The 22,514-nt window shown below is 70.4% G+C and carries 20 protein-coding genes; 11 read left to right on the top strand and 9 right to left on the bottom strand.

Features of this window, described 5'->3' with window-relative positions; all coding sequences use genetic code 11:
• The first annotated feature begins 196 nt into the window (after nucleotides 1-196).
• Nucleotides 197-697 carry a MerR family transcriptional regulator gene (locus ACZ60Q_RS02455; protein WP_469627985.1) on the top strand — a complete coding sequence of 167 codons (501 nt, stop codon included), beginning with the start codon at nucleotides 197-199 and terminating at the stop codon, nucleotides 695-697.
• On the top strand, nucleotides 697-1,710 hold the full coding sequence (locus ACZ60Q_RS02450; RefSeq protein ID WP_469627179.1) for an aldo/keto reductase: 1,014 nt from the start codon (nucleotides 697-699) through the stop codon (nucleotides 1,708-1,710). Before ACZ60Q_RS02455 ends, ACZ60Q_RS02450 begins: the two co-directional genes overlap by 1 nt.
• A 70-nt stretch (nucleotides 1,711-1,780) precedes the next feature.
• Here the strand turns inward: ACZ60Q_RS02450 and ACZ60Q_RS02445 are convergent, their stop codons facing one another.
• The 7 genes from ACZ60Q_RS02445 to ACZ60Q_RS02415 form a co-directional block, all read right to left on the bottom strand.
• Nucleotides 1,781-3,010, bottom strand: coding sequence for an acyltransferase family protein (locus tag ACZ60Q_RS02445; RefSeq protein ID WP_469627176.1), 1,230 nt, complete (start codon nucleotides 3,008-3,010; stop codon nucleotides 1,781-1,783).
• The gene (locus ACZ60Q_RS02440; protein WP_469627174.1) at nucleotides 3,007-4,101 is read right to left on the bottom strand and encodes an alpha/beta hydrolase; all 1,095 of its coding nucleotides are present in this window, start codon (nucleotides 4,099-4,101) and stop codon (nucleotides 3,007-3,009) included. Before ACZ60Q_RS02440 ends, ACZ60Q_RS02445 begins: the two co-directional genes overlap by 4 nt.
• A 425-nt stretch (nucleotides 4,102-4,526) precedes the next feature.
• A complete protein-coding gene (locus ACZ60Q_RS02435) occupies nucleotides 4,527-5,216 on the bottom strand; it encodes a response regulator (protein WP_469627171.1) in 690 nt (229 codons plus the stop codon).
• Complete coding sequence (locus tag ACZ60Q_RS02430; protein ID WP_469627168.1) at nucleotides 5,213-6,553, bottom strand: sensor histidine kinase; 1,341 nt, start codon at nucleotides 6,551-6,553, stop codon at nucleotides 5,213-5,215. Before ACZ60Q_RS02430 ends, ACZ60Q_RS02435 begins: the two co-directional genes overlap by 4 nt.
• A 140-nt stretch (nucleotides 6,554-6,693) precedes the next feature.
• On the bottom strand, nucleotides 6,694-7,659 hold the full coding sequence (locus ACZ60Q_RS02425; protein WP_469627165.1) for a DUF4429 domain-containing protein: 966 nt from the start codon (nucleotides 7,657-7,659) through the stop codon (nucleotides 6,694-6,696).
• A gap of 86 nt (nucleotides 7,660-7,745) precedes the next feature.
• Nucleotides 7,746-8,954 carry an alpha/beta hydrolase gene (locus tag ACZ60Q_RS02420; RefSeq protein ID WP_469627162.1) on the bottom strand — a complete coding sequence of 403 codons (1,209 nt, stop codon included), beginning with the start codon at nucleotides 8,952-8,954 and terminating at the stop codon, nucleotides 7,746-7,748.
• A gap of 175 nt (nucleotides 8,955-9,129) precedes the next feature.
• Nucleotides 9,130-9,783, bottom strand: coding sequence for a TetR family transcriptional regulator (locus ACZ60Q_RS02415; RefSeq protein WP_469627159.1), 654 nt, complete (start codon nucleotides 9,781-9,783; stop codon nucleotides 9,130-9,132).
• Nucleotides 9,784-9,909: 126 nt separating this feature from the next.
• Between ACZ60Q_RS02415 and ACZ60Q_RS02410 the strand changes: the two genes are divergently transcribed.
• Complete coding sequence (locus tag ACZ60Q_RS02410; RefSeq protein WP_469627156.1) at nucleotides 9,910-11,529, top strand: MFS transporter; 1,620 nt, start codon at nucleotides 9,910-9,912, stop codon at nucleotides 11,527-11,529.
• 285 nt (nucleotides 11,530-11,814) lie between these two features.
• Nucleotides 11,815-12,207 (top strand): peptidase inhibitor family I36 protein, encoded by a 393-nt coding sequence (locus ACZ60Q_RS02405; RefSeq protein ID WP_469627153.1) that lies wholly within the window; start codon nucleotides 11,815-11,817, stop codon nucleotides 12,205-12,207.
• Between the two features lie 71 nt (nucleotides 12,208-12,278).
• Here ACZ60Q_RS02405 and aceE read toward each other — a convergent pair whose 3' ends face one another.
• Nucleotides 12,279-15,011: a pyruvate dehydrogenase (acetyl-transferring), homodimeric type gene (gene aceE, locus ACZ60Q_RS02400; protein WP_469627150.1), complete on the bottom strand. Its 2,733-nt coding sequence runs from the start codon at nucleotides 15,009-15,011 to the stop codon at nucleotides 12,279-12,281.
• A gap of 497 nt (nucleotides 15,012-15,508) precedes the next feature.
• Here aceE and ACZ60Q_RS02395 point away from each other — a divergent pair, with 497 nt between their 5' ends.
• The 6 genes from ACZ60Q_RS02395 (at nucleotide 15,509) to ACZ60Q_RS02370 (ending at nucleotide 20,074) form a co-directional block, all read left to right on the top strand.
• Nucleotides 15,509-15,946, top strand: coding sequence for a DUF3052 domain-containing protein (locus tag ACZ60Q_RS02395; RefSeq protein WP_030585952.1), 438 nt, complete (start codon nucleotides 15,509-15,511; stop codon nucleotides 15,944-15,946).
• Between the two features lie 169 nt (nucleotides 15,947-16,115).
• On the top strand, nucleotides 16,116-16,574 hold the full coding sequence (locus ACZ60Q_RS02390; RefSeq protein ID WP_003969401.1) for a peroxiredoxin: 459 nt from the start codon (nucleotides 16,116-16,118) through the stop codon (nucleotides 16,572-16,574).
• Nucleotides 16,575-16,713: 139 nt separating this feature from the next.
• Nucleotides 16,714-17,289: a TerD family protein gene (locus ACZ60Q_RS02385; protein ID WP_097865933.1), complete on the top strand. Its 576-nt coding sequence runs from the start codon at nucleotides 16,714-16,716 to the stop codon at nucleotides 17,287-17,289.
• Between the two features lie 125 nt (nucleotides 17,290-17,414).
• A complete protein-coding gene (locus tag ACZ60Q_RS02380) occupies nucleotides 17,415-17,990 on the top strand; it encodes a TerD family protein (RefSeq protein ID WP_469627146.1) in 576 nt (191 codons plus the stop codon).
• Nucleotides 17,991-18,058: 68 nt separating this feature from the next.
• Complete coding sequence (locus ACZ60Q_RS02375; RefSeq protein ID WP_469627143.1) at nucleotides 18,059-19,210, top strand: DUF475 domain-containing protein; 1,152 nt, start codon at nucleotides 18,059-18,061, stop codon at nucleotides 19,208-19,210.
• A gap of 129 nt (nucleotides 19,211-19,339) precedes the next feature.
• The gene (locus ACZ60Q_RS02370) at nucleotides 19,340-20,074 is read left to right on the top strand and encodes a TerD family protein (protein WP_469627140.1); all 735 of its coding nucleotides are present in this window, start codon (nucleotides 19,340-19,342) and stop codon (nucleotides 20,072-20,074) included.
• Between the two features lie 72 nt (nucleotides 20,075-20,146).
• Here the strand turns inward: ACZ60Q_RS02370 and ACZ60Q_RS02365 are convergent, their stop codons facing one another.
• Nucleotides 20,147-21,034, bottom strand: coding sequence for a TerD family protein (locus ACZ60Q_RS02365; protein ID WP_469627137.1), 888 nt, complete (start codon nucleotides 21,032-21,034; stop codon nucleotides 20,147-20,149).
• A 219-nt stretch (nucleotides 21,035-21,253) separates the two neighbouring features.
• On the opposite strand from ACZ60Q_RS02365, the gene ACZ60Q_RS02360 reads away from it, so the two are divergent.
• On the top strand, nucleotides 21,254-22,513 hold the full coding sequence (locus tag ACZ60Q_RS02360; protein ID WP_469627133.1) for an HpcH/HpaI aldolase/citrate lyase family protein: 1,260 nt from the start codon (nucleotides 21,254-21,256) through the stop codon (nucleotides 22,511-22,513).
• Nucleotide 22,514: the final 1 nt, after the last annotated feature.

Here is a 22,514-nt window from a genome sequence, read left to right as displayed (position 1 = left end):
ACCCTGACTGTCCCGGACGGTCAGAACATGAAGCGAAGATGAACAATCCTTCATCTTCGATGTGCTTCCCGTCGCCCCGTCGCCCCGTCCGTCCGCCCGTGCAAGTGCCCGGCCCGAGAAGACCTGCCGTTCCCGCCCGCGTCGAGCTCTTCCCCCCCTTGCTTCGAGTGCACTCCAAGGATTTAGCGTGGAGTACATGACGGTGATCGACGGAACCTCCCGGAGCACTCCCGCGACCATCGCACACCCACGGCCCTCACCGGCGGTGGATGCCTGCACGGCCGCCCCGAAGCCGCACCCCCGCCCCACGGGCGAGGACAGCTACACGATCAGCGAGGTCGTCGCCTTCACCGGGCTCACCGCGCACACCCTGCGCTGGTACGAGCGCATCGGGCTCATGCCCCATATCGACCGCTCGCACACCGGCCAGCGCCGGTTCAGCAACCGCGACCTCGACTGGCTGGCCTTCGTCGGCAAGCTGCGGCTGACCGGGATGCCCGTCGCCGATATGGTGCGGTACGCGGAGCTGCTGCGCGAGGGCCCGTCCACCTTCGAGGAACGGCGGGAACTGCTGGAGGCGACCCGCCGCGATGTGGTCACGCGGATCGCGGAGCTCCATGACACCCTCGCCGTCCTCGACCACAAGATCGAGTTCTACGCGGGCGCCCGCCGGGCCCCGGAGAGGAAGGGCGCCTGATGACCGCTGACACGATCGCCACCGTGGAGCTGGGCGCCGGAGGGCCGCCTGTCGGCGTCCAGGGCCTCGGCTGCATGGGCATGAGCGAGTTCTACGGCGACACCGATGAGCGTTCCGCCCGGGACACCCTGGACGCGGCCCTGGAGGCGGGCGTCACGCTCTTCGACACCGCCGACACCTACGGGCGCGGGGCCAACGAGGAGTTCCTCGCGCCGTTCGTCGGGGCCCACCGGGACGAGATCACCCTCGCCACCAAGTTCGCCATGATCCGCACCGAGGACCCCAAGTACCGGGCGATCAGCAACGACCCCGCGTACATCCGCACCGCCGTCGAGGCGAGCCTGCGCCGGCTGAACACCGACGTCATCGACCTCTACTACATGCACCGCCGCGACCCGGCCGTCCCGTTCGCCGAATCGGTCGGCGCGCTGGCGGAGCTGGTCGAACAGGGCAGGATCCGGCAGATCGGGCTGAGCGAGGTGACCGGTCCCGAGCTGCGCGAGGCGCACGCCGTGCACCCGATCGCCGCCCTCCAGTCGGAGTGGTCCCTCTTCAGCCGGGACATCGAGAAGAGCGCCGTCGGCGCGGCGGCCGAGCTGGGCGTCACGCTCGTGCCGTACTCGCCGCTCGGCCGGGGCTTCCTCACCGGCTCCTTCACCGACGCGGGCAAGGACCTCTCCGCGGGCGACTTCCGGGCCCGCCAGCCCCGGTTCAACGGCGACAACGCCCGGACGAACGCCGCCCTGCTGGAGCCCGTCCACGAAATCGCCGCCGCACACGGGGCCACCGCCGCGCAGGTGGCCCTCGCCTGGGTCCAGCAGCGCGCCCAGGTGCACCGACTGAACGTGGTCCCGATCCCCGGCACCCGTAAGCGCAGCCGCCTGCTGGAGAACGTGGCGGCGACCCGGCTGACCCTGACGGCCCAGGAGCTGGCCCTGCTGGAGCCGATCGCGGGCCGGGTGGCGGGGGACCGCTACCCGGACATGAGCAGTACGTCGGCGGCGCGGGAGTAGCCCGGAACCGTATGCGGTGATCGCTCGGTTCATGAACGGTGTGACGACCGAGCCACGCCCCTGAAGGCCTTCACACCAGCCCCAGCGCGAACACCGCGAACCCCGCCGCGAGCAGCCCCGCCAGCGCACGGCGGGCGTTCGCGGCGCGGGTGCCCGCCTGCCACGGAGCCTCGAAGCGGCGCGCGTACCGGGCGATCAGCACCAGCAGTGCGGCGAACACCGGCAGCCAGGCGATCCGGGCGAGGATCCAGCCCACCGTGTCCGGCGCGGTCGTCAGCCCCGCCACGGCCGTCCCCACCCCGGCGAGCGAGGCCGGTACGGCGGCGGCCAGCATCGCGGTCTGGTGCCAGCACAGGATCGTCATCGCGGACAGGTTGATCACCACGACCGGCGCCCAGAGCAACGGCTTGCACAACAGCCGCCCGAGCCGGTCGCGCAGCAGGATCGCCGCCCCGCTCTGCGCCGCCGCCAGCGCCACCACCAGCAGCGACGGCGGATGCGAGTTCGTCCGCGCCTCGCCCGGCACCCCGACCATCGACGCCGGGTAGTCGAAGGCGAGCAGCAGCGTGGCGAACAGCACCCCGCCGCCGATCAGCAGCAGCCGGGCCCCGCACCTTCCGATCCGCCCCTCGCCCCAGGACACGCCCAGCTGATAGGCGAAGAGCCAGCCGGGCAGGATGTTGAGCATGCTCAGCCAGGACGGCATCGCCTCCGCGAAGGGCCCGTAGCGCAGGAAGTCCACCACCGCGACCGACGCCAGCAGCGGCAGCGCCGCCCACCCGCCGAGCCTCCGAGCCAGCGTGACGCAGACCGGGGTGAGGGCGGTGACCACGGTGTACACCCCGGCGAACCAGAGCGGCTGGATCACCAGCGTCGACCCCGTACGCAGGGTGTCGCCGGGTACGCCCAGCGCGGACCCCACCGCGAGCAGCACCGCCCAGGCGGCGGTCACCCCGAGCACCGGCCGGCCCAGGCGGGCCAGCCGGCCGCCCAGCCAGGCGGCCGTCGTCGAGGTCCGGCGGCGGAAGGAGAGCACCGAGGCGTACCCCCCGACGAGGAAGAAGATCCCCAGCATCTGGAGCACCCAGCTCGCGGGCGCGAGCCCGGCGAACGTCGAGAGCGGGCTCGCGTTGTGCAGGCCGTCGGCGTCCAGCCGGAACCCGCCGAGCATCCAGTGGCCGAGCGGCACGGCGAGCAGCGCCAGCGCCCGCAGGCCGTCGACCGCCCGGTCGCGGTGGGCGGGGGTGGACGCGTCGATACGGGCCGCGAGCCGCCGGCCGTCCTTCGGCAGGGCGTTCATCGGGCCACGCCTTCCGGGGCCGGGGCGGCTTCCGCCTCCGGGGCTGCCTCCGGCGCGTCGCCGCGCGCGATGGCGGCGAAGGTCCGCAGCGAATCGGTCCCGGGCTCGAAGTAACCTGCATGGCCCCGGGCCTCGTCCGCCGGCACACGGCGGGCGCCGAACGCCGGATCGGCCGGGTCCGTCCCGTGGCCGAGGCCCGCGAAGCGCACGTTCGGCACGTCGTCGATCCAGTCGGTCGGGTCCTTCGCCGCCCACACCCGGGCGCTCGTCCGCAGCGCGCCCACGTCGTCGGCGCGCATACCGGGGGAGCCGAGGACCACCAGGTCGGTGACGGGGAGGCGGTGCGCGGCCAGGCCGCAGACCACCGAGCCGTAGCTGTGGCAGAACACGGCGGCCCGGGGCAGCCCGTCCGCCGCCAGGCCCTCCGTGAACCGGGCCAGCCGCCCGGCCCCCGCCTCGGCGAGGGCGCCGGTGGCCGCGTCGAGGCCGACGCCCACCGGGGTGGTGTACCCGACCCAGGCGATGACGGCGGTCCCCGGACCGGCCGCCGTGTGCAGGGTCCTGGCCATGCCGACCGGGGCCCCGTGGGCGGCGGCCTTCCGGTCGAAGGTCCCGGCGTCGTTGTCGGACCCCGGCACCACCACCGAGACCCGGAGCGCCGTGCGCAGGTCCCCGAAGACCTCGGCGACCTGGCCGCGTCCGCGTGGGTCGAACGCGAGGATCTGGCGGCCGGGGGCGGCGAGCGAGCGGTAGCGGGGATCGTCCTCGGCGGCCAGCGTGAGGGTGTTGGCGCGGTAGCGCAGTTCGAGGGGCGCACCGTCGAGATTTCCGACGACGGACGGATGGCGGGCGAGCAGGAGCTGCCGCTCGTCGTCGCCCAACCCGGAGAAGAACGAAGCGACTTCGGTGGGTGTGGCATGCTCCGGATCCGGCAGCTCCGTCCCCAGCGCCCGGTCCGCCCGCCACTGCGAACTGCCCGGCGGCGGTCCGGTCAGCGCTTGCTGAGCATCCGCCGAAACCCAGCCCGCGGTTCCCGTCACCACGCTGGTGGCCAGTGCGAAAGCGACCAGGGTCCTCGCGTATCGGCGCATCGTGTGCCCTCCCTCTCCGGATCCGCACCGACCGGTGCGACCGGGAGGAAGGTAGGAAGAGGACGGGTGAGGGGGCGTCACACCGGGGAGCCAACCGCGGGATGCTACCGGGGTAGGGGGTGGGCCAGGCGTACGCGCGAACCGGGGCGGCGCACCCGCGAAGTCCCGTACGGCGGTGGCGGCTCACGGGGCGTACGGCGAGGGCGCGTCCCACGCCGGCGAAGACCCGTACGGCGGGCGGCTCACCCGCCCACGACGCCCCGCACGGTGAGGGGCCCGGCTGTGCGCCGTGACGCCCCGCACAGCGAGGCCCCGACTACGCGCCCGCGACGCCCCGCACAGCGAGCCCCGACTACGCGCCCGCGACGCCCCGCACAGCGAGCCCCGACTACGCGCCCACGACGCCCCGCACAGCGAGGCCTCGACTACGCGCCCGCGTCCCCCGGTGTCACCAGCCCCGACTCGTACGCGAAGATCACCGCCTGCGCCCGGTCCCGCAGCTCCAGCTTGGCCAGCACCCGCCCGATGTGTGTCTTGACGGTCTGCTCGGCCAGCACCAGCCGCCCCGCGATCTCCTGGTTCGACAGCCCCCGGGCGATCAGCTCCAGCACCTCGCTCTCGCGCGGGGTGAGCCCGTTGAGCCGGAGTGCCTGGCCGCCGCGCGTCGCCCCGGCGGGCCGCTGCGCCGCGAAGTCGGCGATCAGCCGCCGGGTCACCGAGGGCGCGAGCAGCGCGTCCCCGGCCGCCACCACCCGTACCGCGGCGATCAGATCGGCGGGCGGGGCGTCCTTCAGCAGGAACCCGGACGCGCCGGCACGCAGCGCCTCGTACACGTAGTCGTCCACGTCGAACGTGGTGAGCATCAGGACCTTCGGCCGGTGCACCACCCCCACCGGCGGGTTCAACAGCCGGCGGGCGGCGGCCAGTCCGTCCATCTCCGGCATCCGGACGTCCATCAGGACGACGTCGGGGTGCTGGTTGCGGCTGACGTCGATGCCCTGGCGGCCGTCCGCCGCCTCGCCCACCACGTCGATATCGCTCTGCGCCGCCAGCAGCGCCGCGAACCCGGCCCGCACCATGGCCTGGTCGTCGACGATGATCACGCGAATGGTCACAGGTCCTCCGAAGGGGGTGGGACGGAAGGCGACATGGCCGGAGGCAGCGGCATCCGGGCGGCCACCCGGAATCCGCCGTCGGGCAGCGGCCCGGTGTCCAGCGTGCCGCCGGTCAACCGTACGCGCTCCCGCATCCCCACCAGCCCGTGCCCGGTACCGGCGCTCTCCAACGGTGCGGCGGCGGGCTTCGGCGCGGGGCCGTTGACGACCAGGACGTTCAGATGGCCCGCGGAGGTCCGGACCGAGACCTGGGTGCGTGCCCCGGGCGCGTGCCGCACCACATTGGCCAGCGCTTCCTGCACGATCCGGTACGCCGACAGATCCACCGCCGGCGACACCTCACCCAGATCCGCCGCGAGCGACAGCTCCGCCGGCAGCCCGGCCCGTACCGTCGCCTCCACCAGCTGCTGGAGCCGGTCCAGGCCCGGTTGCGGCGCCCGGTCGCCCTCGGTGCCGTCGCTGCGCAGCACCGACAGCAGCCGCCGCATCTCGCCGAGCGACTCCCGCGCGGCCGCCGCGATCGAGGCGAACTCCTCCCGCGCGGTCTCCGGGAGCCCGGAGATCCGGTACGGCGCGGAGTCGGCCTGCACGGTGATCACCGACATATGATGCGCGACCACGTCGTGCAGCTCACGGGCGATCCGCGTCCGCTCCTCCAGCAGCGTGCGCCGCGCCCGCTCCGCCTCGCTGATCGTCTCCTGCTCCGCCAGCCGCCGTGTCGCCTCGCTCCGCTCCCGTACGGCGCCGCCGATCACCAGGACCACCGCCCCGAGGATCGGCAGCAGCAGGGCGCTGCCGGTGCTGCGGCCCGCCGGAGCGAGCAGTTGCATCACGGCCCCGGCCGCTGCCGTCATCACCCATACGCCGACGACGGTCCGCCGGGTCTCGCGCAGGCCGAGGGCCAGCAGCAGGAAGAGATACGCGACCAGGGTCGGTGGGGGCCACGGCCAGGTGTCGTGCCGCCCGGGGGCGTGGGCCAGCAGCACCAACGCGCCCGCGATGTCGGCCGGGAAGATGATCCACCACGCCTGGAGAGGCCGGTGGGCCAGCATCAGCAACGGGGCCGCCTGGGCCACCCCGAGCGCCCCGGCCAGTGCCCCCGGTACGCCGTACTGCGAGGTCAGGACGTTGATGGTGACCGGAATGAAGGTCGCGGTCAGGGCGAGCACCACGACGTACGGCAGCAGCCGCTGCCACCGCTTCGGGGCTTTTGCCAGCAGCGGGGTGGACGGATGGGACGCGTGGGACAGTCCGTGGGCGAGCTCGCGCAGATTGCGGCGGGCGGCGCTCAGCAGGCCGTCGGCGGGCGGCGGAGGCCCGGCGGGGGAAGTGGACATGGCCCGGTCAGCCTAGGCAGGCCGGGGGCCCGGGGGCGTCATACCGGGGTCGCGGCCCCCGGCAGGTTCGCCTCATACCCCGGTACGGGGTCACAGTCCGGTACGGGTGGCGCCCCCGACGAGTGCACGGGGGCGCGGGGTCACAACTCCGCGAGCAGCTGGGCCTTCTTCGCGCTGTACTCGGCGTCCGTCACCAGTCCGGCCTGATGCAGCTCGCCGAGGTGATGTATCCGCTCGGCGATGTCCGCCGGATCGCGCCGCCCCGCGTTCACCAGGACCGGGGCGGAGGCGGCGGGCGCGGGCTGGGTCCGGCGTACGGATTCCAGGACGGCGGCGGCGAAGGGCAGCGACTCGTGCACCGGCCCGTAGCCCAGCCCGAACAGCACGGCCGCCGGATCCTGGTCCGCACGGGCGGCCGGAGGCTCGGCGGGCAGGCCCGCGGGCGTCCCGTCGTCCGCGTCCCCGCGGCTGCCGGGACCGTGAAGATCGCCGAGACTGCCGCCGGCGCGGTGGTCGACCGGAGCCGCCGCGCGGGGCACCAGACGCAGATAGCCGTCCAGCGCCTCGGGCGAGCGCCATACGATTCCGGCCAGTTCGCTCACCCGGAAGCTCTGGTCGCCGGCCTTCCACTTGGCGCTGGAGGCCCCGGTCCAGGACCACCGGAAGGAGATCCGGTCGCCGTCGAAGCTGGCCCGGCCGTCGTACGCCTTGAAGTTCATCGGGGCCTCGGGTGCCGCCACCAGGAAGCGGTCGGCGCTCTCGCCGGACGCCGGGTCCAGCAGAGCCCGCAGCTCGTCCGCGTAGTACTCGGCGAGCACCTCCCGCTCCGCCGGAAGCACCAGACGGTAGGGGTCGCACCCCTCCTTGAGCTGCCCGGAGGCAGCCTCCACCAGAGGATCGGCACCTGCTCTCGGCACGGCACGCAGAACCACCGTGCCCCGCTTGCCGGGGGTCAGCACCACCGACGACAACGCCGCATACGGGATGCGGCGTTCCCGCAGGCTCTGGAAGAGCTTCGGTGTGCGGATGCCCCGTTCGAAGCGGATGAGCACGGAGTCGGTGTCGAACTCCCAGGTGGCATGAATTCCGGCCAGCACATCACCCATGTGCCTCATCGTATGCGGCACAGTCGCCCACGTCCCCCCTCGGAGCAAGTCCCGATTAATCCGCCCGACACCGACCTCTACGCGCGTCAGCCGTCCCGCTCGCCGGAAATACCCTTGTGGCAGGTGCCGCCGGCACTCGCGCAGCTGACCGCCCCGTACGCTCCGACGCCGATCGCGGCGAAGTTGTCCAGGCTCTCGCTTCCCGGTTCGAAGTAGCCGCTGTGCCCGGCGGCACCGGCCGCCGAGAGGATCCGCGCGCCGAAGGCCGGGTCGACGGGGTCGGCCCCGTGACCGATCCCGCCGAACTCCAGATGGGGTACGTCCCCGATCCAGTCGTCCCCGTCCCGCGTCGCCCAGATCCGGGCGCCGGTCCCCAACTGCCCGGCGTTGGCGGCCCGCATGCCGGGGCTGCCCGCGACCGCGATGTCGGCCACCCGGTCGTGCGCCCGGTGCGCGGCCACCCCGCACACCACGGAGCCGTAGCTGTGGCAGAACAACGAGACCTTCGAGGCGCCGGGCAGTGCGCCGACCATCGCGTTCAGCCGGACCGCACCGTTCGCCGCGAGCCCGCCCAGCGCCGCGTCCATGCCGAGGCCGGCCGGGGAGGTGTAGTCGGCCCACGCGATGACGGCCGTACGGGTGCCCGGGGAGGCCGAGCGCTCCGCCTCGTACAGGGACTTGGCCATGCCTACGGGGGCCCGGTACGCGCGTGTGCTGCGCTCCAGGGTCAGCAGATGGGTGTCGACGCCCGGGACGACGACGGAGACCCGGGCGGCCCGGTCGAGATTCCCGAACACCTCGGCCGCACGGCCCCTCCCGGAGGGATCGAAAGCCAGGATCTGGCGCCCGCCCGTGAGCATCGACCGGAACCGGTCGAGACGGGCCTCCGCCTCACCGCGGCCGTCCGGCGAGAGCTTCGCGTCGTGCGTCCGCGTCTTCTCCACGGCCACGGCCTGTCGGAGAGCCAGCCGGTTGGCGTGGTAGCGCAGGGTGACCGGAGCGCCGTTCAGATTCCCCACCACCGACGGGTACTTGCCCGCGAGGGCGATTCGCTGTCCCGAGGTGAGTGTGGCGAAGAAATGGGCCAGCCGGTAGGCGGGAGCATCGACGTCCGGCAGCGGGCGGCCGGCTATCCGGTCCCTCGCCCAGGAGGCGAGCGCGAGCTCGCGTGGCTCGTCGGAGCGCTGATCGCGGACGGCGTTCCAGCCCGTCGTCGCCAGCATCACGAACACCACCGCCACGGCGAGCAGAGCGCGCCATGCGGTCAACGTGGGTGAGGTGTCGAAGGAAGTCACTGCGCCACACCCTAGGAGACGCGTGCCGACCACCGTGATGCGGGTGAGGTACATCACCCGTCCGCGAAGGATTCATCATGGAATTCTCACGCAGGGTCACCGCGGTCCCGAGGTCGTGCTACTCCCGACGCCCGCCCGAGGAGCGTGCTGCTCCCGACGCCCGTCGGTGGGTGCGCTACTCCCGGCCCCAGTCCCGGGCGAGGGCCGGGGCGAGCTGGTCGAGATACTCCTCGGTCAGGTCGCGCAGCGCGTCCACGCTCGGATCGAGCCCCCGGCCCCACAGTTGGCCGGTCACCCGCATCACCGCGGAGAACGCGGCGACGGCCACCCGCGGCCGGGGGTCCCGTTCCACGTCGAGCCCCTCGCGCTCCGCGATCAGCAGGGCGACCTGGTTCTCCAGGGCGACTCCGCGCCGCATGTGCGCGGCGAGCAGGGAGGGGGTCGACTCGATCATCTGGTACATCCGCATATGGAGATCGACGGTGACGACCTCCTCGATCGCCTCGCCGATGCTGTTCCACGCGCACAGCACCGCCCGGCGCATGGCCTCGAAGGGGGCTTCGGCCGCGGGGCGGCGGCGCAGCTCCTCGATGAAGCGGGACTCGACCATCTCCTGCACGGCGAAGGTGACGTCCTCCTTGCTCGCGAAGTAGCGGAAGAAGGTGCGCTGGGAGACCTCCACGGCGTCGACGATCTCGTCGACGGTGGTGCGTTCGTACCCCTGGGTGGTGAACAGTTCGAGGGAGGCGCGTACCAGGGCGTCCCGGGTGCGCTGTTTCTTGCGTTCACGCAGTCCGGCTCGGGGCTCTACTGTCTGCCCGTCGGTCACGTACTGGTTCCTCTTCTTCCGTGTTTGCCCAGCTCAGCATAGTGTGAGCCAGGTGTGAGCTACGTGACAGTTACTGACTTGTGAATTGGTTTGTCAACTGTCAGTGGCTGTCACTAGTCTCGCTGTATGACTAGTCAGACCACCGTCGAGAAGGCGCCGCGAGAGCCCGAAGACACAGCAGTACCCGCCCCGGTCAAGGGGCTGCGCGGCCACCCCTGGCTGACCCTCTTCGCCGTCGCCATCGGCGTGATGATGGTCGCCCTCGACGGCACCATCGTCGCCATCGCGAACCCCGCGATCCAACGGGACCTCGGCGCCTCGCTCGCCGACGTCCAGTGGATCACCAACGGCTATCTGCTCGCCCTCGCCGTCGCCCTGATCACCGCGGGCAAGCTGGGCGACCGCTTCGGCCACCGACAGACCTTCCTCATCGGCATCGCGGGCTTCGCCGTCGCCTCCGGTGCGATCGGTCTCTCCAGCGAGATCTCGCTGGTCATCCTCTTCCGTGTGCTCCAGGGCCTTTTCGGCGCCCTGCTGATGCCGGCCGCACTCGGCCTGCTGCGGGCCACCTTCCCCGCCGAGAAGCTGAACATGGCGATCGGCATCTGGGGCATGGTCATCGGGGCGTCCACCGCGGGTGGCCCGATCGTCGGCGGCCTGCTCGTCGAGCACGTCAGCTGGCAGTCGGTCTTCTTCATCAACGTGCCGGTCGGCGTCGCCGCGCTCGTCTTCGGCCTGGTGATCCTCAAGGACCACCGCGCCGCCAACGCGCCGCGCTCCTTCGACGTCCTCGGCATCGCGCTGCTCTCGGGCGCGATGTTCTCCCTCATCTGGGGCATCATCAAGGCCGGTGAGTCCTGGGGCTGGGGTGACGGCCGCACCTGGGCGTGGCTCGGCCTCGCGATCCTGCTCTTCGTCGCCTTCGGTCTCTGGGAGACCAAGGTGAAGGAACCGCTCGTTCCGCTGGGGATGTTCCGTTCCGTCCCGTTGACGGCCGGTGTCGTCCTCATGATGCTGATGGCCTTCGCCTTCATGGGCGGCCTCTTCTTCGTGACGTTCTTCCTCCAGGGCGTCCACGGCCTCAGCCCGGTCGACAGCGGTCTGCACCTGCTGCCGCTGACCGCCATGATGATCGTCTCCTCGCCGGTCGCCGGCCTGCTGATCACCAAGTTCGGCCCCCGGGTCCCGCTGGTCGGCGGCATGGTCTGCACGGCCACCGCGATGTTCGGCATGACCACGCTCAGCGACTCCACCGGCACCTTCGCGATGTCCCTCTGGTTCGCCCTGCTCGGCTGCGGGCTCGCCCCGGTCATGGTCGGCGCCACCGAGGTCATCGTGGGCAACGCGCCCATGGAGCTGTCCGGCGTGGCCGGCGGCCTCCAGCAGGCCGCCATGCAGGTCGGCGGCGCGCTCGGCACGGCCGTCCTCGGAGCGGTCATGTCCTCCAAGGTCAGCTCCGAGTTCGCGGACAACTGGGCGGGCGCGGGCCTGCCCGGCGCACCCGACCCGAAGCTGGAGGAGGCCGCCGAGTTCGGCATGGTCCCGGCCGAGGCGCTCGCCAAGGCTCCGGGCATGACGCCGGACATCATCGACCGCATCGGCGGCGTCATCCACGACACGTTCATGTCCGGCATGGGCCTGGCCTTCACGGTCGCGGGCGTCGTCGCCGTGATCGCGGCCTTCGTCGCCACCCTCACCAAGCGCGGCGCGAACGCCGAGGCGGGTGCCGGAGTCGGCCACATCTGACGCTCGAAGCAGCGCCGGTCCTCAACACAGCGCCGGTCCTCAACACAGCGCAGGCTGTCAACACGACGCAGACCGTCAACACGAAGCCGGTCGTCAACACGAAGCCGCTCGTCAGCGCAGCGCAGACCGTCAACACAGCGCAGGTCAGAGCCCCGCCGAATCCTTTCGGCGGGGCTCTCGCCTATCAGGGTGGAGCCCCCCGGTCCCGCTTCCGCACACCGCGCATGGTGACGCAGAGTGAGCGGCGGAAGAACAGTACCGACCAACCACGGGGGTTGATCCATCATGCGTACGACCGTCCTCGCCGCGGCCGCCCTGGCCGTCACCGCACTCGTTCCCCAGGCCCTGGCCCACGACCGGGCGGCAGCGGCCCCCGAACGGTCCCCGGGCGTCGGCCTCGGGAGCTGTGAGGCGGGCAGCCTCTGTCTCTGGAAGAAGCCCGACTTCACCGGGGCCCGCCACGCCTACGAACTCTCCGGTGTGGACATCGAGAGCTGCACCCCGCTGCCGAAGGGTGGCGACGCCCAGTCCCTCGCCAACCGCACCGGCCGGCCCGTCACCACCTACCAGTCCGCCGAGTGCGCGGAGACAGGGGAGTTCGAGACGTACCCCGGCGGCGGCACCTGGACGCCCCGGTCCCCGTACCAGGTGCGAGCCTTCAAGATCTGGGAGAACTGAGCCCACCGGCCCCGGAGAACGCCGAGGGGCGGCGGCGCTCCCGCGCCGCCGCCCCTCGGACCACCACGTCCCTACGCGTCGCCGCCCGCCGCGCCCGGATCGGCCGCGGCCACGTCCAGGAGCTGGTAGCGGTCCACCGCCGTCTTGAGGGCCGACCGGTCGATCCTGCCCTCCTTGGCCAGCTCGGTGAGTACCGCCAGCACGATCGACTGCGCGTCGATGTGGAAGAACCGGCGGGCCGCACCCCGGGTGTCGGCGAAGCCGAAGCCGTCCGCACCCAGCGACTGGTAGGCGCCCGGCACCCAGCGCGCGATCTGGTCCGGAACCGAACGCATCCAGTCCGAGACCGCCACGAAGGGGCCCTGGGCCGCTTCGAGCTTCCTGGTCACGTACGGGACGCGCTGCTCCTCCTCCGGGTGCAGGAGGTTGTAGCGCTCCACGTCCACCGCCTCGCGGCGGAGCTCGTTCCAGGAGGTCGCCGACCAGACGTCCGCCTTGACGTTCCACTCGTCCGCGAGGATCCTCTGCGCCTCCAGGGCCCAGGGGACCGCCACGCCGGACGCCATGATCTGGGCCGGGATCTCGCCCTTCTCACCGGTGCTGAAGCGGTGGATGCCCTTGAGGATGCCCTCGACGTCCACGTCCTCCGGCTCGGCCGGGTGCTGGATCGGCTCGTTGTAGACGGTGAGGTAGTAGAAGACGTCCTCGTTCGCCTCGCCGTACATCCGGCGCAGCCCGTCCTTCATGATGTGCGCGATCTCGAACCCGTACGCCGGGTCGTACGCGACACAGCCCGGGTTCGTCGAGGCGAGCAGCTGCGAGTGGCCGTCCGCGTGCTGGAGGCCCTCACCGGTCAGCGTCGTACGGCCGGCGGTCGCGCCGAGCACGAAGCCGCGCGCGAGCTGGTCGGCCATCTGCCAGAACTGGTCGCCGGTGCGCTGGAACCCGAACATCGAGTAGAAGACGTACACCGGGATCAGCGGCTCGCCATGCGTGGCGTACGCCGAGCCGGCCGCGATCAGGGAGGCCGTACAGCCCGCCTCGGAGATGCCGTCGTGCAGCATCTGACCCGTGGGGGACTCCTTGTACGCGAGCAGCAGATCGCGGTCGACGGCCTCGTACTGCTGGCCGAGCGGGTTGTAGATCTTCGCACTCGGGAAGAACGCGTCCATGCCGAAGGTGCGGTACTCATCGGGGGCGATCAGCACGAAACGCTTGCCGATCTCCTTGTCCCGCATGAGGTCCTTAAGGATGCGGACGAACGCCATGGTAGTGGCGATCGACTGTGCACCCGAGCCCTTCTTCGCAGACGCGTACGTCTTGTCCTCGGGCTGCGGAAGCGGCTTCGCACGCACCACACGAGTCGGGACATAACCGCCCAGACTCTGGCGGCGGTCGTGCATGTACTGGATCTCCTCCGAGTCGCGGCCCGGGTGGTAGTAGGGCGGGTAGCCCTCGTCCAGCCGCTTGTCCGTGATCGGGATGTGCAGCCTGTCCCGGAAGCGCTTGAGGTCCTCGACCGTGAGCTTCTTCATCTGGTGGGTCGCGTTGCGGCCCTCGAAGTTCGGCCCCAGCGTCCAGCCCTTCACCGTCTGCGCCAGGATGACCGTCGGCTGGCCCTTGTGCGCCTTGGCCGCCGCGTAGGCCGCGTAGACCTTGCGGTGGTCGTGGCCGCCGCGGCCCAGGTGCAGGATCTGCTGGTCGGTCATGTCCTTGACCATGTCCCGCAGCCGCGGGTCGTCGCCGAAGAAGTGCTCGCGGATGTACTCACCGGTCTCGGTGGCGTACGTCTGGAACTGGCCGTCCGGCGTGGTGTTCAGCCTGTTGACCAGGATGCCCGTGCGGTCCTGCGCCAGCAGCGGGTCCCAGGAACGGTCCCAGACCAGCTTGATGACGTTCCAGCCGGCGCCCCGGAACTGCGACTCCAGCTCCTGGATGATCTTGCCGTTGCCGCGCACCGGGCCGTCGAGCCGCTGGAGGTTGCAGTTGACCACGAAGGTCAGGTTGTCCAGGCCCTCACGGGCCGCGATGGACAGCTGGCCCAGGGACTCCGGCTCGTCCATCTCGCCGTCGCCGAGATAGGCCCACACGTGCGACCTGGAGGTGTCGGCGATGCCGCGCGCCTCCATGTAGCGGTTCATCCGCGCCTGGTAGATCGCGCCGAGCGGACCGAGGCCCATCGAGACGGTCGGGAATTCCCAGAAGTCCGGCATCAGCCGCGGGTGCGGATAGCTGGACAGTCCGTTCGGGGCCTTCGACTTCTCCTGGCGGAACGCGTCGAGCTGCGCCTCGCTCAGCCGGTCCAGCAGGAACGCGCGGGCGTAGATCCCCGGGGACGCGTGTCCCTGGAAGAAGATCTGGTCGCCGCCGTCGCCCTGGTCCTTGCCCCGGAAGAAGTGGTTGAAGCCCACGTCGTACAGCGAGGCGGAGGAAGCGAACGTGGCGATGTGACCGCCGACGCCGATCCCGGGACGCTGGGCCCGCGAGACCATCACCGCGGCGTTCCAGCGGGTCGCGTTGAGGACCTTGCGTTCGATCTCCTCGTCGCCGGGGAAGAACGGCTCGTCCTTCGTGGCGATCGTGTTCACGTAGTCCGTGCTGCGCATCTCCGGCACGGCGACGCGCTTCTCACGCGCGCGCTCGATGAGCCGGAGCATCAGGTAGCGGGCCCGCTCACGGCCGCGCTCGTCGACGGCGGCGTCGAGTGAGTCGAGCCATTCCCGGGTCTCCTCGGGATCAAAATCCGGGACCTGGCTCGGAAGGCCGCCAATGATGATCGGGTTGCGATCGGATCCGGAAGCCACACTGTTCCTTCGCTGTTCGGTGGTGCCCTACGGGGCCTGCTACGGGGAACACGCCCCCGGGGACAACTCTGGGTGCGCCGCCTCCATCGTGCTACCGCGAGGGCCCGAACGTCATCTCTACCGTGGGGTAACCCCCAGGTTCCGCAACGCGTCCGCGGGGCACGAGTATGGGCAGTGCGAGGCTGGGTGCGGGCAAACCGCAACCTTACGCCCAAGGCGTCCAAGTGTTCCCAAAGGCTGTTCGACTCCGATTGGCGGATCGAAACCGCATAAGCTGAGGAAGGACGTAAACGGATGGAGTGACCCGGGGGAGGCCCTGGGAAGCCGCCGGAGAGAGATGCCTGGACTTGCGGTGACGTGGCAGGGAACGTCACCGTATAGGCGGTCTCGCACGCTGGGTACTTGCGCGATTCGCCGAGCCCGTGTGGACTACGGCCAACGCCCCGCGCACGCGCGTGGCTGCAGCATTTTCCGAAGACATGATCAGGAGGCAACCCGTGAGCGCGACCGCGGACCACGCGGAGGAGCGGACCAACCCGGCAGCACGCCTGGGGTTCGAGCCCGGACAAGTGGTCCAGGAGATCGGCTACGACGAAGACGTCGAGCTGGAGCTCCGTGAGGGCATTGAGGCCACTACCGGCCAGGAACTCGTCGACGAGGAGTACGACGACGTCGCTGACGTCGTCCTGCTCTGGTTCCGCGACGAGGACGGCGACCTTACGGACGCGCTGGTGGATGCCATTGGTCTGATCGAGGACGGCGGTACGGTCTGGCTGATGACGCCGAAGACCGGCCGTGACGGATACGTCGAACCGAGCGACATCAATGAGGCTGCCCAGACAGCCGGTCTCGCCCAGACCAAGAGCATCAGCGCGGGCAAGGACTGGACGGGCAGCCGTCTGGTCACCCCCAAGGGGGCCAAGGCCAAGCGCTGAACCACGTTTCGCACCACTCCGGGGCCCCCACGGGCGCACACCGCGCCCGTGGGGGCCTTCGGGCGTCCACGGCCCCTCCGGGACCGGCCCGGGACCCCTGCGTAGGGTGGGTGTCACCCGGACGGACCCGGCCCGGGATGCGGAGAAGCGGCGAAGGGATACGTGTTCCATGACGATCGAGGTCGGCAGCCAGGCCCCGGACTTTCAGCTCAAGGACAACCACGGCCGGACCGTGCGGCTGTCGGAGTTCCGCGGCGAGAAGAACGTAGTACTGGTGTTCTACCCGTTCGCCTTCACCGGCGTCTGCACCGGCGAGCTGTGCGCGCTCCGCGACGAGCTCCCCCGCTTCGAGAACGAGGGCACCCAGCTCCTCGCCGTCTCCAACGACTCCATCCACACCCTGCGCGTCTTCGCCGAGCAGGAGGGCCTGGAGTACCCGCTGCTGTCCGACTTCTGGCCGCACGGGGAGACCTCGCGGGCGTACGGAGTCTTCGACGAGGACAAGGGCTGCGCGGTGCGCGGCACCTTCGTCATCGACAAGGCGGGCGTCGTCCGCTGGAGCGTCGTGAACGGGCTCCCGGACGCCCGCGACCTGAACGACTACGTCAAGGCGCTCGAAGCGCTCTGAGACGATCGCTCTGGCGACGCCCGGTCAAAAGCCTGTTTTGGCCGGGAACCGGTCACTAGGATCCACTCGTTGATCCGATGCCAATGAACGACGGGGACGCCGGTGTCCGCCGGCCCCTGAGAAAACTACTGGAGGACTCGTGGGAGTCAGCCTCAGCAAGGGCGGCAACGTCTCGCTGACCAAGGCCGCGCCCAACCTGACCGCGGTCATCGTCGGTCTGGGCTGGGACGCCCGCACCACCACCGGCGGTGACTTCGACCTCGACGCCAGCGCACTGCTGGCGAACGCCGAGGGCAAGGTCGCCGCCGACGGCAATTTCGTCTTCTTCAACAACCTGAAGAGCCCCGACGGCTCCGTCGAGCACACCGGTGACAACACCACGGGTGAGGGCGAGGGCGACGACGAGGTCATCAAGGTGAACCTGGCCGGTGTGCCGGCCGACGTCGACAAGATCGTCTTCCCGGTCTCGATCTACGAGGCCGAGAGCCGCCAGCAGAGCTTCGGGCAGGTCCGCAACGCGTACATCCGCGTGGTCAACCAGGCCGACAACACCGAGCTGGCCCGCTACGACCTGAGCGAGGACGCGTCTACGGAGACCGCGATGGTCTTCGGCGAGCTCTACCGCAACGGCGCGGAGTGGAAGTTCCGCGCCATCGGCCAGGGGTACGCCTCCGGCCTGCGCGGCATCGCCCAGGACTTCGGCGTCAACGTCTGACGTCACCTGGGCCCCGGGGTGCCCGGCCCGATGGGCCGGACACCCCCTGACCGGGCGTTTTCGATGCCCGGCCGCGGGCGTCGAAAGCGCCCGGCAGCGTTTTACACGACTCGGGGAGGACACACATGGGCGTCACGCTCGCCAAGGGAGGCAATGTCTCCCTCTCCAAGGCCGCACCGAACCTCACCCAGGTGCTGGTGGGACTCGGCTGGGACGCACGCTCCACCACCGGAGCCGATTTCGACCTCGACGCCAGCGCACTGCTGTGTCGGTCGGGCCGCGTGCTCGGCGACGAGTGGTTCGTCTTCTACAACAACCTGAAGAGCCCTGACGGCTCCGTCGAGCACACCGGTGACAACACCACGGGTGAGGGCGACGGCGACGACGAGTCCGTCATCGTCCGTCTCGACCAGGTTCCCGCCCACTGCGACAAGATCATCTTTCCGGTCTCGATCCATGACGCGGACAACCGGGGCCAGGCGTTCGGCCAGGTCGGCAATGCCTTCATCCGGGTGGTCAATCAGGCCGACGGCCAGGAACTGGCCCGCTACGACCTCAGCGAGGACGCGTCGACGGAGACCGCGATGATCTTCGGCGAACTCTATCGGTACAGCGGCGAGTGGAAATTCCGTGCAGTCGGCCAGGGGTACGCGTCTGGCCTGCGCGGCATCGCTCTAGACTTCGGCGTCAGCCTTTCCTGACGCCGCGCTCGGCGTGGGGGAGCCCCGACGCACCGGGGAGCCCCTTTACCAACACGATGAGGTAGCCAGTGGTCCTGAGAACCTTCGGCTGGTCGTTCGCGGTCACCGCGCTCGGCCTGGTCGCAGCGATTTTCTACGGGGGGTGGCAGGCATTCGGTATCGTCGCGATCCTGTCCGTCCTGGAGATCTCGCTGTCCTTCGACAACGCGGTGATCAACGCCGGAATCCTGAAGAAGATGAATGCCTTCTGGCAGAAGATCTTCCTCACCATCGGCATCCTCATCGCCGTCTTCGGTATGCGACTGGTGTTCCCCGTCGTGATCGTGGCCGTGAGCGCCCAGCTCGGCCCGATCGAGGCCATCGACCTGTCCTTCAACGACCCGGACAGGTACAAGGAACTGGTCACGGACGCCCATCCGTCGATCGCCGCCTTCGGTGGCATGTTCCTGTTGATGATCTTCCTCGACTTCATCTTCGACGAGGACCGCGACATCCACTGGCTGCGCTGGATCGAGCGTCCACTCGCCAAGCTCGGCAAGGTCGACATGCTGTCGGTCTGCGTCGCGCTCATCATCCTGCTCATCACCGCCATGACCTTCGCGACCCAGGCCCACCAGCACGGTGGCGGGCACGCCGACAAGTCGGCCACGGTCATGCTCTCCGGCATCGCCGGTCTGATCACCTACCTCGTCGTCGGCGGGCTCTCCGGATTCTTCGAGGGCAAGCTCGAAGAGGAGGAGGAGCGCGAGCACGAGGCCGAGGAAGAGGCCAAGAAGAAGGGCAAGCCCGTCACCGGGGTCGCCCTCGCCGGAAAGGCCGCGTTCTTCCTCTTCCTCTACCTGGAAGTCCTGGACGCCTCGTTCTCCTTCGACGGCGTCATCGGCGCCTTCGCCATCACCAACGAGATCGTGCTGATGGCCCTCGGCCTCGGCATCGGCGCCATGTACGTCCGTTCGCTCACCGTCTACCTGGTGCGCGAGGGCACGCTCGACGACTACGTCTACCTGGAGCACGGAGCGCACTACGCGATCGGCGCGCTCTCCATCATTCTGCTGATCACCATCCAGCACCAGATCAACGAGTTCATCACCGGCTCGGTCGGTGTGATCCTGATCGCCCTCTCCTTCTGGTCCTCGGTCAGGCGCAACCGCGCGCTCGCCGCGGAATCCGGTGGGGGCGGCGGCTCGGGAAACAAGTCCGAGGTGTCCTCCGGGGTGTGACCCGGTAAGGATTGAGGAACGCTCTCTGCGGGGCGGCCCACATGGCGACGGCTCTCCGGGAACTCCCGGACCCGGCCCGGTGGCCGCCCCGCAGTGATGTCCGGGGCGCGCGAACAGGTGGGGGTTGGTATGGGATTCTTCGACGGCCTGTGGCCGGGGCGCGCGGCGCAGTTCGACTCGGGCAACTCGACGTCGAGCGCGATCGTGCTGTCCAAACGGAACGCCACGATCTCGCTCAACAAACAGGGCGCCCTGTCGGGCAACCTCCGGGTCAACCTGTCCTGGCGGATGCGGACCTCGGACATCGAGGGCCGGTCGCGCCAGAGCGGCATGCTGCGGCGCCCCCTCCAGCTCTTCAAGCCCGAGGTGGTCCAGGCGCACACCCAGGGCGTCGTCAACGTCGACCTGGACCTCGGCTGCATGTACGAGCTGATGGACGGCACCAAGGGGGTCGTGCAGCCGCTGGGCAGTCTGATCGGCGACCTCAACGGCCCGCCCTACGTCCGGCTCAGCGGCGACGACCGGTTCGGCGCGCCCTCGGGGGAGACGGTCTACGTCAACCTCGACCAGCGCGACCAGATCAAACGGCTGCTGTTCTTCGTCTACATCTACGACCGGACGCCCGCGTTCGACCGCACGCACGCCAAGATCACGCTCTACCCGGGCAACGGCCCGCGCATCGAGATCGAGCTGGACGAGCGCGCACCACAGGCCCGCTCCTGCGCGGTGTTCACCGTGGAGAACATCAAGGACGAGCTGATCGTGCGCCGCGAGGTGAAGTTCGTGTACGGCTTCCAGTCGGAGCTGGACCGGCTGTACGGCTATGGCATGCAATGGGGGCGCGGCTACAAGTCCCGGACCTGAGCCCGGGCAGCCGTGCGGGCCCGAGGGCGAACACGGGAATCAGGACGGACGCGGGACTCGGATCGGGGCGGCTCAGGAACGGACGAACTGCGGACCTTGTGGAGGCAGCACGAAATGGGGGTCGGGCGCGTGCGCGGCGGCTGCCGCGGGCTGCGGATAGCCGTACGTGGGCGGCTCGGCGGCGGGCTGCGGGTAGCCGTACGCCGGCTGGTGGGCCACGGCGGCGGCAGCGGGGTGCGCGACCGGCGGCGGATAGCCGTAGGAGGGCTGCTGGTGCTGGACCGTGGCGTGGGAGTCCGGCCCGGGCCCGGGCGGCACGGCCGGCAGCGGGGGCGCGGCGGCCGGGAGGGGCCCCGCGCCCGCCGGAGCGGCCGGGTCCCACGGCCCGTTGCCCGCCTGCGCCCCGTTCACGGCCTCCGACTCGTCCACCGAGATACCGAAGGCGGTGGCCAGGCCGATCAGGCCGGTGGGATACCCCTGGCCGACCGCGCGGAACTTCCACCCGTCGCCGCGGCGGTAGAGCTCGCCGCAGATGATCGCCGTCTCTTCCCCGGTCTCCGGCCGGACATCGAACACCGCCAGCGGCTCGCCCTCGGCGAACGCGGCGTCGAACAGGAGTATCCGCAGCTCCAGGATCCGCTCGAAGGCGCCCCCGTCGGAGGACGCCGCGATGACCACCTGGTCCACCGACGCGTCGAGCGCCCCGAGGTCCGCCTCGACCGTGTCCGTCAGCCCTTCCGGGACGCTGCGCTTCGGCAGCCGCCGGACCAGGCCGGAGGGGTGCCGGGGCTGGTTGTAGAAGACGAAGTCCTCGTCGGACCGCACCCGGCCGGACGCACCGAGGAGCAGGGCGGAGGCGTCCACGTCGGGAACCCCGGCGCCCGGGGTCCAGCGCAGCACGGCCCGTACGGCCGCGGCATCGACGGGGACGTTCGAGCCCTTCAGCATCGTGTGCGTCATGAACGTCATCCTGCCTGCTGGGGGCCCGTGCGGACAATGCGGGGGCACCGCGGCCGTGCCCGGCGGCGGTGCGGGCAGGGCGTGACGATACCGCGACAGGGGGTCGGACAAGGAGTGGGTAACCGGAAATTCATATACATGGGGAACTGTCGACACCCGTCCGTACGTACTATTACCGGCCATGCATTGTTCGGCCGGTCAGGCAGTTAGGGGGAAAACATGCGTCACTTCGGGCACATATCGCCCACTGCCCGCGAGGGTCTGTTCTTCAGGGAGCCCTGCACCTTCACCGCGGACTCCCCGGCACGGATGCTCTCCGTCGCCCTGGGAGCCACGCTCTACTCCCCGGCCACCCGGCCGTCGCTCGCCGACGATGTGCTCAAGCAGGCCGCGCGCGGCGTCGTCTCCATGGTGCTGTGCCTGGAGGATTCCATCGACGACGCCGAGGTCGCCGACGCCGAATCCAATCTGATCAGGCAGTTTGCCGAGCTGGCCGCCCGGGACGCGGTATCGGGAACCCAGGACACCGGACCGGGGGCCCAAGACGGGGCAGCGGGGACCGCCGCGCGGAACCCGCACGGGGCCACGGGCACGGCGGGCGTCGATGTACCACTGCTCTTCATCCGGGTACGGGAACCGGCTCAGATCACCGACCTGGTGCGGCGCCTCGGCGACTCGGTCCGGATGTTGTCCGGTTTCGTACTTCCCAAATTCACCGAAGAGCGCGGCAGACGGTTCCTGGAGGCGCTCGCCGAAGCCGAGTCGGAGTGCGGACGACGGCTCTTCGCCATGCCGGTCCTCGAATCCCCCGAGCTGCTCCATCTGGAGACGCGCGCCGAAATACTCCAGGGCATCGCCCGCAGCGTGGAGAAGCACCGGGACCGGGTGCTCGCCCTGCGGCTCGGCGTCACCGACTTCTGCTCGGCCTACGGACTGCGCCGCGCGCCCGACATGACGGCGTACGACGTCCATATCGTCGCCTCCGTGATCGCCGACGTGGTCAACGTGCTCGGCCGGGCCGACGGCACCGGCTTCACGATCACCGGCCCGGTCTGGGAGTACTTCCGCCGCCAGGAGCGCATGTTCAAGCCCCAGCTGCGCAGCAGCCCCTTCCTGGAGGGCCGGGCCGAGGAACTGCGTACGGCCCTCATCGAGCACGACCTCGACGGACTGCTCCGGGAGATCGAGCTCGACCGTGCCAACGGCCTGCTCGGCAAGACCTGTATCCACCCGTCACACGTGGCGCCGGTCCACGCCCTGTCCGTGGTCAGCCACGAGGAGTACACCGACGCCCAGGACATCCTCAGCCCGGAGCGCGGGGGCGGCGGGGTGCTGCGCTCGGCCTACACGAACAAGATGAACGAAGTGAAGCCCCACCGGGCCTGGGCCGAGCGCACACTCCAGCGGGCCGAGGTCTTCGGGGTGGCGAGGGAAGACGTCGGCTTCGTGGACCTGCTGGCCGCAGGTCTGACGAACTGAG

This window comes from Streptomyces sp. NPDC104313 (assembly GCF_055583985.1).
Note: the sequence above shows the minus strand (reverse complement) of the source record. Positions and strands in the feature narration are given on the sequence as shown.

What these genes read in the sequence shown, in the direction of transcription:
- ACZ60Q_RS02455 (WP_469627985.1), top strand. Translation starts at nt 197, where the DNA reads ATGACGGTGATCGACGGAACCTCCCGGAGCACTCCCGCGACCATCGCA.
- ACZ60Q_RS02450 (WP_469627179.1), top strand. Translation starts at nt 697, where the DNA reads ATGACCGCTGACACGATCGCCACCGTGGAGCTGGGCGCCGGAGGGCCG.
- ACZ60Q_RS02445 (WP_469627176.1), bottom strand. Translation starts at nt 3,010, where the DNA reads ATGAACGCCCTGCCGAAGGACGGCCGGCGGCTCGCGGCCCGTATCGAC.
- ACZ60Q_RS02440 (WP_469627174.1), bottom strand. Translation starts at nt 4,101, where the DNA reads ATGCGCCGATACGCGAGGACCCTGGTCGCTTTCGCACTGGCCACCAGC.
- ACZ60Q_RS02430 (WP_469627168.1), bottom strand. Translation starts at nt 6,553, where the DNA reads ATGTCCACTTCCCCCGCCGGGCCTCCGCCGCCCGCCGACGGCCTGCTG.
- ACZ60Q_RS02425 (WP_469627165.1), bottom strand. Translation starts at nt 7,659, where the DNA reads ATGGGTGATGTGCTGGCCGGAATTCATGCCACCTGGGAGTTCGACACC.
- ACZ60Q_RS02410 (WP_469627156.1), top strand. Translation starts at nt 9,910, where the DNA reads ATGACTAGTCAGACCACCGTCGAGAAGGCGCCGCGAGAGCCCGAAGAC.
- ACZ60Q_RS02405 (WP_469627153.1), top strand. Translation starts at nt 11,815, where the DNA reads ATGCGTACGACCGTCCTCGCCGCGGCCGCCCTGGCCGTCACCGCACTC.
- ACZ60Q_RS02390 (WP_003969401.1), top strand. Translation starts at nt 16,116, where the DNA reads ATGACGATCGAGGTCGGCAGCCAGGCCCCGGACTTTCAGCTCAAGGAC.
- ACZ60Q_RS02380 (WP_469627146.1), top strand. Translation starts at nt 17,415, where the DNA reads ATGGGCGTCACGCTCGCCAAGGGAGGCAATGTCTCCCTCTCCAAGGCC.
- ACZ60Q_RS02370 (WP_469627140.1), top strand. Translation starts at nt 19,340, where the DNA reads ATGGGATTCTTCGACGGCCTGTGGCCGGGGCGCGCGGCGCAGTTCGAC.
- ACZ60Q_RS02365 (WP_469627137.1), bottom strand. Translation starts at nt 21,034, where the DNA reads ATGACGCACACGATGCTGAAGGGCTCGAACGTCCCCGTCGATGCCGCG.
- ACZ60Q_RS02360 (WP_469627133.1), top strand. Translation starts at nt 21,254, where the DNA reads ATGCGTCACTTCGGGCACATATCGCCCACTGCCCGCGAGGGTCTGTTC.